At 37.5% G+C, this 16790-nt stretch carries 10 protein-coding genes; all 10 read left to right on the top strand.

All coding sequences use genetic code 11. The annotated features are described in order from the left end of the window. Positions 1-192: 192 nt before the first annotated feature. The 10 genes from B3P23_RS01155 (at position 193) to B3P23_RS01110 (ending at position 16763) form a co-directional block, all read left to right on the top strand. Entirely contained in the window at positions 193-1515 is a 1323-nt protein-coding gene (locus B3P23_RS01155) for a rhamnogalacturonidase (RefSeq protein ID WP_293923822.1), read from the top strand. Positions 1516-1544: 29 nt separating this feature from the next. Then, positions 1545-3395 (top strand): rhamnogalacturonan lyase, encoded by a 1851-nt coding sequence (locus B3P23_RS01150; RefSeq protein WP_293923819.1) that lies wholly within the window; start codon positions 1545-1547, stop codon positions 3393-3395. A 53-nt stretch (positions 3396-3448) separates the two neighbouring features. Continuing rightward, entirely contained in the window at positions 3449-4216 is a 768-nt protein-coding gene (locus B3P23_RS01145) for a rhamnogalacturonan acetylesterase (protein ID WP_293923817.1), read from the top strand. 225 nt (positions 4217-4441) lie between these two features. Then, positions 4442-5236: a rhamnogalacturonan acetylesterase gene (locus B3P23_RS01140; protein WP_293923814.1), complete on the top strand. Its 795-nt coding sequence runs from the start codon at positions 4442-4444 to the stop codon at positions 5234-5236. A gap of 261 nt (positions 5237-5497) precedes the next feature. Continuing rightward, positions 5498-6658 carry a glycoside hydrolase family 88 protein gene (locus tag B3P23_RS01135; RefSeq protein ID WP_293923811.1) on the top strand — a complete coding sequence of 387 codons (1161 nt, stop codon included), beginning with the start codon at positions 5498-5500 and terminating at the stop codon, positions 6656-6658. A 146-nt stretch (positions 6659-6804) separates the two neighbouring features. Next, positions 6805-7116, top strand: a complete 312-nt coding sequence (rhaM, locus tag B3P23_RS01130) for an L-rhamnose mutarotase (protein WP_248755594.1) — start codon at positions 6805-6807, stop codon at positions 7114-7116. Between the two features lie 24 nt (positions 7117-7140). Next, positions 7141-9924, top strand: a complete 2784-nt coding sequence (locus B3P23_RS01125; RefSeq protein WP_293923806.1) for a glycosyl hydrolase — start codon at positions 7141-7143, stop codon at positions 9922-9924. Between the two features lie 396 nt (positions 9925-10320). After that, positions 10321-13449 (top strand): SusC/RagA family TonB-linked outer membrane protein, encoded by a 3129-nt coding sequence (locus B3P23_RS01120; RefSeq protein ID WP_293923804.1) that lies wholly within the window; start codon positions 10321-10323, stop codon positions 13447-13449. Positions 13450-13486: 37 nt separating this feature from the next. Further along, positions 13487-15559 carry a RagB/SusD family nutrient uptake outer membrane protein gene (locus B3P23_RS01115; protein WP_248755597.1) on the top strand — a complete coding sequence of 691 codons (2073 nt, stop codon included), beginning with the start codon at positions 13487-13489 and terminating at the stop codon, positions 15557-15559. Between the two features lie 166 nt (positions 15560-15725). Continuing rightward, positions 15726-16763: a GntR family transcriptional regulator gene (locus tag B3P23_RS01110; RefSeq protein WP_293923799.1), complete on the top strand. Its 1038-nt coding sequence runs from the start codon at positions 15726-15728 to the stop codon at positions 16761-16763. The last annotated feature ends 27 nt before the right edge of the window (positions 16764-16790 follow it).

Below are 16790 nucleotides of genomic sequence, written 5' to 3'. Positions count from 1 at the left end.
GCTTTGAAAAAATTGGTATTCAGGATACTACAGGACAGCTCTTGGTGAAAATGTTCATACCTTTAAGATCTTTACTGTTGAGATGATAAGCTTATATGACCTGATTCATAGAGGTAGTACAGGAAACAGAGAAATATACATATGCTGACCAGAATCAGTACAACTATAAACCATCAATAAAAATCTAATATAATGAGAAAAACTTGTTGCTCTTTACTTGTACTCCTAGCTTTTGTTGTGTTCTCCCATGTAAATGGACAACATAAATTTCCAAATGGAGCGCCCATATCAGATTGGTTTGAAACGGTAGTACCTACTGCTATTGAAAGTTTAGGACAAAAATATAGCATAACAGATTTTGATGTTATACAAGATAGCACGATCATACAAACAGCCAAGATCCAACGCGCAATAGATAAGGCGTACGAAAGTGGGGGTGGTGTAGTGGTTATACCTCGAGGTGTTTACCTCAGTGGATCCTTATTCTTTAAACCAAAAACACATTTACATCTGGAGGAAGGTGCTGTATTGAAAGGGAGTGATGACATTGCAGACTTTGCATTGGCAGAGACACGTATGGAGGGACAGACCTTAACCTATTTTTTGGCTTTAGTGAATGCCGATCAAGTTGATGGTTTTACGATTTCGGGTAAAGGGACTTTAGATGGAAATGGTCTTCGTTATTGGAAATCTTTTTGGCTGAGACGTCAATTTAATCCCAACTGTACCAATATGGACGAAATGAGACCTAGATTATTGTATGTTTCCAATAGTAAAGATGTACAGATTTCGGGCATTCGATTGGTAAACTCTCCTTTTTGGACTTCTCATTACTATAAATGTGAAAATCTGAAATTAATCGGATTACATATTACGGCACCAAAAGCGCCAGTAAAAGCCCCCAGTTCAGATGCTATTGATCTGGATGTATGTCATCAAGTATTGATAAAAGATTGTTATATGTCGGTCAACGATGATGCTATTGCTTTGAAAGGTGGTAAAGGGCCTAAGTCTAATCTGGATCCAAATAATGGACCAAATTATAATGTGATCATTGAAAATTGTTTTTTTGGTTTCTGTCATAGTGCTTTGACCTTTGGTAGCGAATCCGTGCATAGCTATAATATTATATTTAGAAATAATACTTTAGATCAAGCACAGAAGCTTCTTCAATTAAAGATGAGGCCAGATACTCCGCAGGAATATGAAAATATACTGATTGAAAATATTAAAGGAAATGTACAAAGCATGTTGTATATCAAACCCTGGACTCAATTTTTCGATTTAAAGGGTGAAAATCAAATTAAAATGTCCTATGCAAAAAATATGTTATTGCGTAATATCGATCTTGACTGTGCTATCGTATTTGATGTATTGAATTCACAACAATATGTGTTATCCAATTTTACATTTGAAAATATGAATATTCGTGCTTCAAAAGATCCAGTTATTCATCAAGAATATATTCAGAATTTTACGCTTAAAAATGTCACTGTCAATCATAAAAAACTATAATTTGCTAACCTCAAAAGTTTCATACCTAAATGATGAAAATTAAACTTTTATGGATCATGGTTGTGCTGATCAGTTATTTTGATTTATCAGCACAGAGAAACATGGAGTTTCTCAACAGAGGTATGGTAGGTCTGAAAACAACGGATAAATCGGTTTTTTTGAGCTGGAGATTGTTAGGTACGGATGATTATGAAACCGCTTTTACGCTTTATAGGCAACAAGGGGATGGTCCTAAACAAAAATTAAATAGAAATCCTTTGATTAAAGGAACTAATTTTTTGGATCAAACTGTTGACCTGAAACAAGAGGTGATCTATACATTGGCTCTTGTCCAAGCTGGGAAAGAAGTAGAAGTGGATAAAATCACGTTGACTAAAGATCAGCAAATCCAACAATACCTAAATATTCCTTTGCGAACTCCAGCTGGATATACACCCGGAGATGTTTCTGTTGGAGATCTGGATGGTGATGGCAGTTACGAATTGATTGTCCATCAAACTGGAATTGCTCATGATAATGCGCATAATGGCATTACATCTGAACCTATTTTTCAAGCTTATCAATTGGATGGTACTTTTTTATGGGAAATCAATCTAGGTAAAAATATTCGGGAAGGGGCACATTATACACAATTTATGGTCTATGATCTGGATAATGATGGACGTGCAGAATTGGTTTGTAAAACTGCAGATGGAACAAGAGATGGGCTGGGTAAGATCATTGGGAATCCTTTAGCAGACTGGCGCGATACGGTAAGGACTTCTATAAATTTTGGAAGGATTTTGACTGGTCCCGAATTTTTAACGGTTTTTGATGGTCTGACTGGAGAAGCGGTGAGTACGGTTGATTATCTTCCAGGTCGGGAAGATCTTCGTTCTTGGGGTGATACCAACGGAAATCGTGGCGATCGCTACTTAGCTGCTGTTGCCTACTTGGATGGGGAGAACCCGAGTGTGATCATGACTAGAGGTTATTATGAAAGAACCGCCTTAGCTGCTTGGGATTTTAAAGATAAAAAATTAGTGAGTCGTTGGGTTTTTGATACCAAAGGGCGTAAACATCCTTATTCGGGACAGGGTTATCATAGTTTGTCGGTAGCAGATGTCGATCAAGATGGTCGGGATGAAATTGTTTTTGGGTCTATGGTAATCGATGATCAGGGTAAGGGTTTGTATAGTACAGGTTTGGGACATGGTGATGCTTTGCATGTTGGTGATCTTGATCCAGATAGACCAGGCCTAGAAATCTTTGGTATCCATGAACTAAAAGGAGGTAGAAAAGGGATTGGTGTTAGTTTATTAGATGCAAAGAATGGTGAGCTTTTATTTAAAAATGCGATCGATCAAGATGTCCCACGTGGAGTAGCTGAAAATATTGATCCAAACCACCGTGGGGCTTACTTGTGGTGGTTGGGTTCTAAGGATATGTATGACGCGAAAGGAAACATGGTGGGTGTTGCACCTGGTTCAACTAATTTTCTGATTTGGTGGGATGAGGATCTAAGTCGGGAATTGCTTAATAGCAATTATATTGAAAAATATAATACAGGCATTATTTTTACTGCCGAAGGCGCTTCTTCTATTAATGGTACCAAAAAAACGCCTAATTTATCTGCAGATATTCTAGGGGATTGGCGCGAAGAACTTATTTTAAGGACAAATGACAATCAAAATCTGCGGATCTATACGACAATTATTCCTACCGATCATCGTATCTATACTTTAATGCACGACCCGCAGTATCGTTTGAGTATTGCTTGGCAAAATGTAGCTTATAATCAACCCCCACATACAGGTTATTATCTTGGCACTGGTATGCAAACTCCAGTGAAACCTATTCTAAAAATTGTAAAACCAAATAGAGAAGTAATCCGAAGATGAGGAAATTCATAAAAGTAGTTAGCAGACATCGTGATTATTTAAATATAAGTAATATGTTAAACGCCAGATGGATAATTCTAGTTTTACTAGCTTTCGTATTTATTTCTTTTGTTGCGGATCAATATCGACCTACCGTGTATTTAATAGGAGATTCTACGGTACGCAATAGTAATCAAGAATATTGGGGATGGGGAACTTTGCTGCCTGAATTTCTGGATAGTAATCAAGTAAGTGTCAATAATCAGGCTATGGCGGGACGGAGTACACGTACTTTTGTTAAAGAGGGCCGGTGGGCTAAAGTTGATTCGATGTTGCGACCTGGGGACTACCTGTTAATCCAGTTTGGACATAATGAAGGGAGCAAGCCTGACACGAGTAAACAAGGATACCGTGGTGTATTGCCTGGGATAGGAACAGATTCAGTGGTTTTGGATTGGGGAAGTAAGGGCAAAGAAGTAGTATACTCTTATGGTCAAAATTTACGTCGTTTTGTTATTGCGGCAAAGAATAAGGGCGTGACCCCAATATTGATATCTATGATCCCACGCAATCAATGGGATGGTACAGGTAAAGTAAAACGTGCTGATCGGGATTATGGTCTATGGGCGAGGCAAATTGCAGAAGAACAAGAAATCGCATTTCTTGATCTGAATCGTATTACTGCTGATAAATATGATCAACTTGGAGCTGAGTTGGTGAAGGAAAGATTTTTCCCTGGCGATCATACACATACCAATAGAGAAGGTGCTATGGAAAACGCGGCCTCTGTTGTTCAAGGTCTTAAAGAAATCCAGAGCTCATTGATCAATTATTTAAAATAGGCTTAATGATGACGAGCAATTTGCTGTCAGTATAAACTCTTGGGATGGATAAGGGTATTGACCAAGGATCAGTTGCGGATTGGAAGACGAGTTGTGAATGTTTGATGAATTGCCGGAAGTTGTTGAAGTGCATATACTTTTTGTACAAGTAGCAGGATAAGAAAACAGATGTAGATTCTTGAAGCAAAATAAAGTCTTCATCTATGATTTTTAAAACATATTGAAATGAATATTGGGAATAAATTAAAATTATTAAATCTTGTTGGACTGCTATTTGCATTTTTTAGTATGTCATTTTTACTAAAGGACAATAAACCAACTATTTTTATAATCGGAGACTCTACGGTAAAAAATGGACAAGGTAACGGATCTAATGGTCAGTGGGGATGGGGAAGTTTTATGGATCCCTATTTTGATCTTTCTCAGATTCATGTGAAAAATGAAGCGTTAGGAGGTACAAGTACAAGAACTTTTTATAATAATCCAAAATTATGGCAACAGGTGTTAGATCGTATTCGACCAGGAGATTTTGTGATCATGCAATTTGGACATAATGATTCAAGTCCTATTGTTGATACCTTACGTGCAAGGGGGACAATTAAAGGTAATGGTGATGAATATCAAGAGGTATATAATCCCTTATTGAAGCAACATGAGGTTGTTTATAGTTATGGTTTTTATCTGCGGCGTTTTGTAAAAAATATCAAGGATAAGGGCGCTACGGCGATTATTTGTTCTCCTATTCCTCGTAATAGCTGGAATGGTCAGTACGTTAAATCATCTGAGTACGCGATTTGGGCTGCTGAAGCAGCTCAAAATTCGGGTAGCTTTTTTATCCCATTACAGGATTTGGTCATTGCTGAATATGAGAAACTAGGAAAAGAAAAAGTTGAAACCACCTATTTTGATACTAAAGATGCAACTCATACCCTACAAGCTGGTGCTCTATTGAATGCAAAGCTCGTTGCGCAACAGCTAAAACTTCAATCCCGCATCGGTATTAAAAAATTTATGAAATAAATGATGTTAGAAATGGGCTATCTAGCCCATTTTTTTGTGCTTTTAGTTGATCTATCAGGATACCTCAGGATGCGCAAATCCTAAAATAAGTGTATACTAGCTATTTGAAAACCGGTACTAAATCTGAATATCGTTGATCCATATTCTTATTCCTTACTATTTTATGATCTTAAATGACAAAATAACGTAACGAAGAATAAATGCTGTACTTCTATTTTAGTATTTCGGAGGATATTATTATAAAACTATTCCATTATAAATATGAAAAAAACAAAACACAGGTGTTATATCCTTGTGCTACTTAGTATCGTCACCATAGCAGGTTGTGCTAGCGCTAAGCAGGTGAAAGCTCCATCTCAGCACATATCTTCCAATCAGGTGTTGCAGTCGCTGAGATTGACAAATCGTTATTTTATGGATAAATGGCCCGATACGGGAAAGCCTATTTATACGAACAGGTGGCGCCCCAGTAATATCTGGACAAGAGCTGTTTATTATGAAGGGTTGATGGCATTATATCAAATCGATCCTGATCAGAGCTATTATAATTATGCTGTAGATTGGGGAAATAAACATAAATGGGGCATGCGCAATGGTGTCGAAACACGAAATGCAGATGATCAGGCTTGTGGTCAAACGTATTTGGACCTTTATGAAATCGACCCACAACCGCAGCGTATTAAGGATATTAAAGCCAATATTGATTTTATCATACAATCGGGTAAAGTCGATGATTGGACATGGATAGATGCGATTCAGATGGGTATGCCTGTTTTTGCAAAATTAGGTGTCATGAATAACGATAAGACCTATTTTGAGTATATGTATAAAATGTACCACCATTCAAAAGTTATTGAGGGTGGAGGACTGTATAATAAGGCCGATAAATTATGGTGGCGAGACAAAGATTTTGTTCCACCCTATCAGGAGCCTAATGGACAAGATTGTTATTGGTCAAGAGGGAATGGTTGGGTAGTAGCCGCCTTGGTTCGTGTGTTGGATTTGATTCCTCAAGACGAGGCTCATCGGGCTGAGTATCTTCAAGATTATAAGGATTTAATGGAAGCTCTATTGCCTATACAGCGAGCAGATGGCTTTTGGAATGTGAGTTTACATGATGCTAATCATTTTGGAGGAAGAGAAACCTCAGGCACCGCTTTATTTGTATATGGTATGGCTTGGGGAATTAATAAAGGTCTTTTAGATGAAAAAACATATCGACCAGTTGTTGAAAAAGCTTGGATAGCCATGTCTAATGAAGCCATTCATCCTTCTGGTTTTCTAGGCTTTATGCAAGGGACCGGTAAGGAACCAAAGGATGGACAACCCGTAAGTTTTTCAAGTATGCCCGATTTTGAAGATTATGGTTTGGGGTGTTTCTTGTTGGGGGGAACAGAGGTTTATAAGATGCTGAATAAATAACATATCTTAAGATACCCAATTTGAGGTGGAATCTGATGATAAGAGGAGAATAATGAAAATATAAAGTGAGATGCAAGTCTACTATTGGATCATGCTCATGGTAGAAGATGCATGAGCAAAATTAGTATTGAAAAAAATAAAGTATAATGGAAAAAGTAGCTTTTAAAATGAAACTAAAGCCAGGAATGCTGGAAGAATATAAAAAAAGACATCATGAGATCTGGCCAGAATTGGTTGATTTACTTCATTATAATGGGATTTCTGATTATACTATTTTTCTAGATGAAGAAACGGATACACTTTTTGCTGTGCAACGTCTTTCTGGTCATTCTTCTCAAGATTTAGGTAATGAAGTCATTGTTCAGAAGTGGTGGCTATATATGCGCGATCTGATGGAAGTGAATCCGGATAATTCACCCATATCAAAAAATCTACAACATGTATTTCATATGGATTAATGAACTGGAGATAAAGAAAACAATATGAAAAAAATATATGTGTTTTTGTTGATTGCATGTGCTATGAATATGGGTGGTCAATGTTATGGTCAAAATCTTTGGCCCCAAGTTACTAAGGAGATGAAACCTTGGACAAGATGGTGGTGGCTGGGATCTGCTGTAGATAAGGAAAACATAGCACGTGAATTGACATTGCTGGAAAAAAGTGGATTTGGTGGAGTAGAAATTACGCCTATTTATGGGGCGAAGGGCTTCGAAAATAAATACATCAATTTCCTTTCTCCTAAATGGATGGATATACTGAACGCCACAACAGATAAAGCGACTAAACTCGGTATGGGGGTCGACATGAATTTGGGTACAGGCTGGCCATTTGGTGGTCCGCAAATCCAAGAAAAGGATGCTGCTACGAAATTGATATTGGAAGAAATCGTTTTGAAAAAGGGAGAGCAACTCACATTTCCTTTAAAACCACAAGATTCCAAACATAAATATGCTGCATTGCAAGCGCTACGAGCTTATGCAGCAGGCAATAAGGAGATCAATCTTGACGTGAATATAGATCGTATTTCTGGCTATTGGACAGCTCCTGAAGATGTTAGAATATGGGCATTATTTACTGCAAGAACCTATCAAAAAGTAAAGAGGGCAGCTCCTGGTGGTGAAGGCTATACGCTTGACCATCTAGGGAGTCAATCCGTAAAAAACTATTTAAATAGATTTGACCATGCATTTGATCATAAAAATTTAAAAGTCAGAGCTTTCTTTAATGATAGTTATGAAGTTTATGGTGCAAACTGGACGGATACTTTCTTATTGGAATTTGATCGGATGAAGGGATATAAATTACAAGACCACCTGTTGGATTTTGCGGGGAAGGGTGGAGATGTCAATAAGACGGCAAGAATTAAATCTGATTACAGAGAGGTGGTCGATATGTTGTTAACTAAAAATTTTTTAACCCCTTTTACAGCATTTGCACAGCAAAATGGAGCACTATCTAAAAATCAAGCACACGGTTCACCGGGTAATTTGATTGATCTATATGCAGCTACCGATATTGCTGAATGCGAAACATTTGGTTCTAGTTATTTTCAAATTCCTGGTTTAAGAAGGGATTCGGCGGATGTCAGAAATGTAGATCCCGATCCAATGATGGCAAAATTTGCTACTTCGGCAACAAATGTATATGGAAAAAAATATACCTCTTCGGAAACATTTACTTGGTTAACCGAGCATTTTAAGACCTCTTTATCTCAAACCAAACCTGAGGTCGAACAATTATTTCTTGCCGGTGTCAATCATATATTCTATCACGGTACGACCTATTCACCTCAAGAAGTACCTTATCCAGGCTGGTTGTTTTATGCTTCTGTTAATTTTGTTCCTCACAACTCTTTTTGGGATCATCTTTCCGGCTTAAACCAATACATTACACGTGTGCAGTCTGTGTTACAGTCGACGAAGGCAAATCATGAATTATTGGTTTACTGGCCTGTATATGATCTGTGGAATGATGCAGAGAAATTGCAGCATGCATCGCATAGTGATGATGGGAAAGAAGTATGGGATAAAGCTTTGAAAGTCCATGATGTTGATGACTGGTTACACCCAACAGCTTTTTATAAGGAAAGCATAAAATTGCAACGCCGCGGTTATAGTTTCGATTTTGCAAGTGATCATATTTTGAATCAATCCATAATCAAGGGAAATCATATTTTAACTTCTAAGGAGGCTCATCCTTATCAAGCGATCTATATTCCAGCTTGTCATTATTTTTCGGAAAACACAATGAAGAAAATATTGCAGTTAGCCGAAGATGGTGCTACGATAATTTTTCAAGCCATACCTAAGGAAGTTCCAGGTTTTAGTCAATTGGAGAAACGTACTGCTATGCTTCAGCAATATATCGGTTCGTTAGGATTTGATCAGGAAAATAAAAATCAATATACTGCTTATGGAAAAGGAAAAATTTATTTGACTGCGGATATCCATACTGCTTTAGAAACAGAAGATATTTTTCCTGAAAGAGTTAGTCAAACTGGATTAAAGTTTACGCGTCGTATTTCAGAGGATCAGATTTATTATTATTTAGTAAATCATGGTTCAGAAACTGTCGATAAAACTATTGAGCTTAATGCAAAAAGTAATTATTATTCTCTACTGGATCCACAAACGGGTATGATCTATGCATTGACACCTACAGCGGGAAAAATTCGTGTGCAGATCCAACCCGGATATTCTTGGATCATTTTAGTTTCTCCAAATCAAAAGACCGATAAGGTATATGTTTATATGGATTATTTACATTCGGAAGTACAGCTGACTGCGCCATGGAAAGTTAACTTTATTGCGGGGGGGCCAACTTTACCTCATTCAAGAAACGTAAAAACCTTATCCTCTTGGACCAAGTGGGATGATCAAGAAGCTGTTAATTTTTCGGGTACAGCTGCTTATGAAACCAGCTTTTCTCTGAAAAAAAATGATGGAAAACGCTATCTATTGAAATTGGGAAGAGTGGCTGAAAGTGCTCGGGTATATATTAACGGTCAAGATGCTGGGATTTTGTGGTCAATTCCCTTTCAGACCAATATCGAACAATTTTTGGTTGATGGTGAAAATAATATACGTATTGAGGTTGCTAATTTAATGGCTAACCGGATGCGTTATTTAGACAAAAATAAAGTGTCATGGCGAAACTATCATGAAATCAATTTTGTCAATATCAATTATAAGGAATTTGATGCTAGTGATTGGGAACCCATGGATAGTGGGTTGATGGGGCCTGTTGAGCTTTTTAGTTATTGAAAATAAAGTTTTATATCTGACTAAGAGTTTTGTATTGGCGAGGTTCTAATTTTTAGTATAGGTCAGGTATTATCATCATTTTGTTTAGTGTTAATTACTTGGTTTATTGATTATTACCCCTCTTGTTGATGTGGGAGCCACCTTTTAAGCAAAAGGTGGCTCTTTTTTTTATAATCCTGAACAGAATTGGCAGGATTGAGCAGGATGGATAATTTATCTTATCCTTCTACATTTATACATCATTATAAATCTAGAAAGGTCTTGGTTGAAACTGTAACCAGTAGTTGACAAGGGAATAATTACTTTAGCTTTTCTATGTAACCATTGCTTAATACTGATTTTTTATATAAAAAAATCGATAGAAATAATATCTAATTACATCTAAATTATAACCAAATGAGAAGCAGTTTCAAAATTGAGTTTGAACATGTTTTAAAAAAGTACTTGTTGCTGGTCGTGATATCCATCTACAGTACTGTTCAATTGTATGCTCAAACAACATTAAGCGGAAGAGTCCATGATGAGAAAGGATCACCCGTTGAAGGGGTTACCATTCAGGTAAAAGGAAAATCCGCTGTAACAAAAACAAATGCTGAAGGAAATTTTACGATCACAGGCGCACCTGTAGATCTATTGGTGGTTTCAAGCGTGGGCTATGAGTCGCAAGAAATAGCTGTGAGAAGTCAAACACGATTTAACATCATTTTAGTGCCTAAAATTGATGTCATGGATGAGGTCGTTGTTGTGGGCTATGGAACCATGAAAAAAAAGGATTTAACTGGAGCTATTGCGAGTATTGGGGAAAAAGAATTAAAGGCAATGCCTGTAAAAGATGCTTTACAAGCCATGCAGGGTAAAGTGGCAGGTGTTGATATTACTTCTAATCAAAGACCTGGCACAACTGGTAGTATTCAAATCCGAGGTGTTCGTTCATTAAGTGCAAATCAAAGTCCATTATATGTGGTGGATGGTATGGTGCTGCAGGCAAGTGGTATTGACAATATCAACCCAAGCGATATTGAATCCATTGATGTCTTAAAAGATGCCTCTTCAACAGCAGTATATGGAGCTCGCGGTGCGAATGGTGTGGTGCTAGTGACGACAAAACAAGGAAAAAAAGGCAGACTGACATTAAACTATGCAGGAACGGCTACTTTGGAAAAAATGTATGATGTCACGGAGTATATGAATGCGGCAGAATGGTTGGATTATGCACGTTTGGCAAAAAACAAAACGACAACTCCTGATTATAGCAAGGATTTTTCTTTATGGGGTTCTGTAGCGGCTTCATGGGAAAATATTGCCAAAGGTTGGACCAATAATAATACGTTATGGAATCCCGACCTCGTTGGAAACTACGATTGGGCTGATGCGGGTAGAAAAAATGCCTTGTCCACAGAACATACGTTAAGTATTGCTGGTGGTGGAGAAAATTCTAGGGGTTATGGGTCTTTTGGTTATTTGAAACAGGATGCCACTCAGCCGGGACAAAAATTTGATCGGTATACTTCTAAGGTAAGTTTTGAAGCGACTCCGACCAAGTGGTTTACGATGGGCGCATCCATCAATACATTTTTCTCGGATCAAGATTATGGATATAACTTTTCAAAGTCTGTGACAGGAGCGGGGGACTACTACAGTGCTTTACGCGGTATGTTACCTTGGACAGTACCCTATGATGAAAATGGTAAATATCTGCGTAATCCTGCTGCAGGTGATATTAATATCATTAATCCAATTAACGAATTAGAATACAATACCAATCAGCGACAAACTTTTGGAGCTAATGGAAGTTTCTTCGGTCAACTTGATCTCGGTCAGATCTATGCTCCATTAAAAGGCTTACGCTACAGGATGCAATTTGGTCCTGAGTTTCGCTATTATCGTTTAGGTTTGGCCAATGCTGCAGATGGAATAAACGGTGATGGCAATAATGCGGTTACTTATTCTACTAACCGGAATCTGGCTTGGACATTAGATAATTTAATTTATTATGACCGTGATTTTGGAACGGATCATCATTTGGGCGTTACTTTATTACAATCCTCCACGGCTCGCAATACTGAAAATTCAAATATGAAAGCTACAGATGTATATAGTGCAGAAGAATTGTGGTACAATATATCTTCTGGAGGTTTTATTGGGTCATATGGTACTGGCTTATCGGAAGAGCAGATGAATTCTTATATGGCTCGTCTGAATTATTCCTATAAAGACCGCTATATGCTAAGCGCATTTGTTCGTTGGGATGGCGCTTCTGTATTAGCTCCAGGATATCAATGGCAATCATTTCCTTCTGTTGCAGCTTCATGGCGTATCGATCAAGAGCAGTTTATGAAGGATGTCTCTTTTGTCAACACGTTAAAAGTACGTTTGGGAATTGGTGTTGTGGGAAACTCTGCAATAGGTCCTTACCAGACAAAGGGTTTATTAACTCAGAATTTTTATAATTGGAGTTCGACAAACTCTACCCCAGGATATATTGCTTCGGATCCATCAGCAGCTAACCCTCAGAAAATGGCGAATCCAGAGTTGGGATGGGAGCGTACCACACAATATAATCTAGGCTTAGATTATGGTTTCTTCCAAAATCGGATTAGTGGAGCATTTGACATCTATAAGACAAAAACAAATGATTTATTGCAAACAATGGATCTCCCTCCAATTTTGGGCTACCCGAAAATTTATGCAAATGTAGGTAAAACTGAGGGTTGGGGTATCGATCTACAGATTAATACGGTGAATATTAAAAAAGAAAATTTTCAATGGATGACATCGATTACCTGGTCAAAGGATAAAAACAAAGTGGTGGAATTGGCCAATGGAAGAACCGAAGATCTAACAAATAATTGGATCGTAGGACAAGAGATTTCAGTACCTTATGATCTGGTATATGATGGGATTTGGAAGACGGATCAAGAGGAAGAGGCTAAAAAGTATGGTGCAAAACCTGGACAAATTCGGGTGAAGGATCTAAGTGGCCCAGATGGTGTGCCAGATGGTAAAATCGATCGTAATTATGATCGTCAGGTTTTAGGATCTTATCGTCCCAAATGGTCTGGTGGAATCTCCAATACCTTCAATTACAAAAACTTTGAATTGTCATTCTTTATTTATTCACGTTGGGGGCAGACCATCAACGCAGGAGCAGAAACATTGGGAGGACGTTTCATGATGCGAAAACTCGATTATTTTATTCCTCAAATCAATGAAGATGCTGAATATTATCAACCCGGTATCAATGGTGAGGCTGCAGATCCGAACAATTCGTCCATGAACTACCGCGATGGCTCATTTGTCAAATTGAGAAATATAAGTTTTGGTTATAATTTCCCGGCTGAAAAATTGAAAAAATTGGGGATCAGTAATTTTAAGGTGTATGGTCAAGTGATGAATCCAGCCATGTTATATTCAAAAATTGACTTTTTAGATCCTGATTTATCGACGTACAATAACAATACGGTGCAGGCTGGATCTGCTATTACGACAAGAGGGGCAGTAATAGGTGTTAATATTGGCTTCTAATGATATGAACGTATTACATTTTATAGAAAAAAAGAAAATGAAAAATTATAAGATATTACTTGCTTCCCTGTTGGGAGCTGCTGGATTATTCGTTTTGAATAGCTGCAGTAAGAAATTTCTGAATGAAGAACAGATTACTATTCCAGATACGGATTATTTTAAGACCGAAAAAGGTCTTGATGATTTGTCCATTGGTGTTTATTCTAAACTGAAGTTTAAGTTTAATTATACATGGGCTATGGGTCTTTTTAATTTGGGTGTTGACGAATTTACGGATGCCAACAATCCCTCGCCAAGTTTCAATAGTTATAGTATGGATCTGAATCCTGCAGAATCAACTTATGGAGGAAGTAATATTGCTCCTGTCTTTGACAATATGTACAGTGGCATTGAATCTGCCAATACGTTGATTCAAAATGTTCCACTTTATTACGATAAGTCCAGTTCTAACTATAATACGCGTTTGGGAGAAGGTTATTTTATGCGTGGTTATTTTTATTTACAATTGCTTGTACAGTTTGGTGCTGTTCCGTTAAAATTGACACCATCTCAGGGAGTTCAAACTTTTTTCAAACGTGCTACAGAAGAAGAGTGTTTTTTACAAATTGTTTCAGATTTGAAACAAGCGTATGATTTACTACCGCCATCTGCGACTGAATTTGGTCGTGTGACCAAATGGGCTGCGGCGCATTACTTATCAAAAGCACAATTAACACGTGCTAGCGAATTATATGCAGGTTGGAATGCTTCATTTGTTGCTGCTGATTTGGATGCAGTTATCAAGTACAGTTCAGAGGTGGTTAATGCACATCCTTTAGTAGATGATTATGTCAAACTTTGGGATTATCAGAGGGCAAATGGCGCCAATGAGAAAGTTTCAGAGGTGGTGTTGTCTGCACAGTTTTCGGACGATCAGGCGACTTGGGGTCGATATGGTAATCAAATGCATCTGTACTATCCTGCTGTTTATCAGGATTTAGCTGGGACATCTCGTGATATATCTGGTGGACGTGAGTTTTCTTATGCCCGAGCTACAAACTACACCATGGATGTATTTGACCGTGTAAACGATTCGCGTTTTTGGAAATCGTTTATCACCATGTATGGTAGTAACAACACCAATGGAGCTCCATCGTGGAACGCTAATAATGCCGCTTTAGGTCCAGCAGGAACTGTGGCAGGAACTAAAAGATTTAAAGGTGGAGAATTGGCGATTAAATATATTGTCAATAACGCAGGGGATGGGCGTTATAAGGCTGTTGCTAGTGATGCAACAGGAGTATTAAAAAATGGTGTGATGCAAAATACGCATACTTTTGTTCGCTATTTTGAGGGGCAGCCTCAGGCATGGGTAGGTGTTCATGGTAATAATGGGTATTTTGGGGTGCAGTCCAGATCGGTCGCCTTATCTAAATTTAGAGATGGCTATCGGATAAATATTGCATCACAATTTGGAACCCGTGATGCGATCATGGCGCGCTCGGCAGAAGATGTATTGATGGTGGCTGAAGCTTATATCCGTAAAGAGGATTATGCTAATGCAATCCAATGGATAAATAAACTTCGAGCTCGAGCTGGCTATAAAGCTGGTGAAGATCGTGCGAAAAATGTAGATGGTGGACAAGCATACAAAAATAATTCATATGCAGTTGGAAAAGGAGGTGGTTTTTCTGCTGATGGAGCAATTTATTGGGAGAGAAACTCCTATTATGAATCGAATAATGATATGGCTGTATCAACAAGTGAAACAGCTTCTAACCTATTGATTAATTCGGTGAATGATATTTATAATTCTGTTGTTGATAAGCCTATATATGAAAAGATTGGAGCGACCTCCAATGCACAAAAAATGATGAGTTTTTTACTCAATGAACGTACGCGTGAGCTTTGTGGTGAACTTTATCGTTGGGAGGATCTGGCTCGTACCAAAACATTGGAATCTCGATGGAAAGCATTTAACGACGGTTTTGTGAGAGGCAATACGGCTTTCAATCCTAGTACCCATTACTATAGACCTATTCCGCAATCATTTTTGGATGCAATTACCAATGAGTCAGGAGCTGCACTTTCACCTGCTGAAAAACAAGCTATGCAAAACCCTGGATATTAGTAGTGACCATAAATCAAGAGACCTATCGATATCAAGATAGGTCTCTTTGTTTTCACCTTTTAAGGTCTAGAGGTATCGTATAGTATCTGCTTTTTAAGATTTAAGATATATTCTTTTAAATCTGTGCTCATTAATCGTTATTTTAGGCATTAATCTTAATTATAAAATGACCAATTCAACCTCTCAATTTTTAAAGACACTTGAAATTAGTGATTTTTCAGCTACTCCCAAATATCTACAACTTGCGAATACCATCATTGATGCGGTAAAGAATGAGGTACTCAAGAAGCATGAAATGCTACCATCCATTAATGAATGTAGTGCTTATCTTGAAATATCTAGAGATACGGTTGAAAAAGCATATCGCTATTTAAAAAAGAATGAAATTATTGCATCTAATCCTGGTAAAGGATATTATGTCAATAAGATTGATGTTCAATCCAAATGTAAAATTGCATTATTCTTAAATAAACTCAGTGTTCATAAAAAAATATTTTATGATTCATTTGCCAAAGAACTGGGCGACTTTGCCAATTTGGATTTGTTTGTGTACAATTCAGACCTTTCTTATTTGAAGAATTTGTTAGCAAATCTGACTAAGACCTATGACTATTATGTGCTTTTTCCACATTTTAAAGAAGGACGAGATAAAGCTCCAGAAATTATCCGTCGGATTCCAACGGATAAATTGATGTTATTAGGGAAATTTATCGATGATGTCCCTGGAGACTTTCCCGCTGTTTACGAAAATTATGAGCAAGATATTTACTTAGCATTGGAAGAGGCGAATGAAGCCTTGAGTAAATATAAGATGCTGAAATTGGTGTTCCCTGATTATAGTGATTTTCCAAAAGCTATTATAAAAGGTTTCTATAAATTTTGCCAGCAATATGCTTTTGAGCATGAACTGGTATCCGAACTCAATAAAGAAAAGATAACAGTGGGTACCTGTTACATCAATATCATTGAAGATGACTTGGTCAAATTACTGAATAAGGTATTACAAAAAAAGCTCATCATTGGCCAGGATGTTGGTATCATTTCCTATAATGAAACTCCGCTAAAGAAATTTATATTAAATGGTATCACGACTATATCTACGGATTTTGAAATGATGGGAAGGATGGCGGCAGATCTGATTAAGAATAAATCAAAGGAAAGGGTGGAGGTGCCTTTTCATATTAAAATAAGGGCATCTATCTAAGTTAACCCTTTTTAAATAAAAAAAGCC

It is taken from the genome of Sphingobacterium sp. UBA6320 (assembly GCF_002440335.1).
In the GTDB taxonomy this organism is placed as follows: domain Bacteria; phylum Bacteroidota; class Bacteroidia; order Sphingobacteriales; family Sphingobacteriaceae; genus Sphingobacterium.
The sequence above is the reverse complement of the archived record's forward strand: the minus strand, read 5'-3'. Positions and strand labels throughout refer to the sequence as shown.

Excerpts from the sequence above, each read along its gene's own strand:
- B3P23_RS01155 (WP_293923822.1), top strand. The coding sequence starts at position 193 with ATGAGAAAAACTTGTTGCTCTTTACTTGTACTCCTAGCTTTTGTTGTG.
- B3P23_RS01150 (WP_293923819.1), top strand. The coding sequence starts at position 1,545 with ATGATGAAAATTAAACTTTTATGGATCATGGTTGTGCTGATCAGTTAT.
- B3P23_RS01145 (WP_293923817.1), top strand. The coding sequence starts at position 3,449 with ATGTTAAACGCCAGATGGATAATTCTAGTTTTACTAGCTTTCGTATTT.
- B3P23_RS01140 (WP_293923814.1), top strand. The coding sequence starts at position 4,442 with ATGAATATTGGGAATAAATTAAAATTATTAAATCTTGTTGGACTGCTA.
- B3P23_RS01135 (WP_293923811.1), top strand. The coding sequence starts at position 5,498 with ATGAAAAAAACAAAACACAGGTGTTATATCCTTGTGCTACTTAGTATC.
- rhaM (WP_248755594.1), top strand. The coding sequence starts at position 6,805 with ATGGAAAAAGTAGCTTTTAAAATGAAACTAAAGCCAGGAATGCTGGAA.
- B3P23_RS01125 (WP_293923806.1), top strand. The coding sequence starts at position 7,141 with ATGAAAAAAATATATGTGTTTTTGTTGATTGCATGTGCTATGAATATG.
- B3P23_RS01120 (WP_293923804.1), top strand. The coding sequence starts at position 10,321 with ATGAGAAGCAGTTTCAAAATTGAGTTTGAACATGTTTTAAAAAAGTAC.
- B3P23_RS01115 (WP_248755597.1), top strand. The coding sequence starts at position 13,487 with ATGAAAAATTATAAGATATTACTTGCTTCCCTGTTGGGAGCTGCTGGA.
- B3P23_RS01110 (WP_293923799.1), top strand. The coding sequence starts at position 15,726 with ATGACCAATTCAACCTCTCAATTTTTAAAGACACTTGAAATTAGTGAT.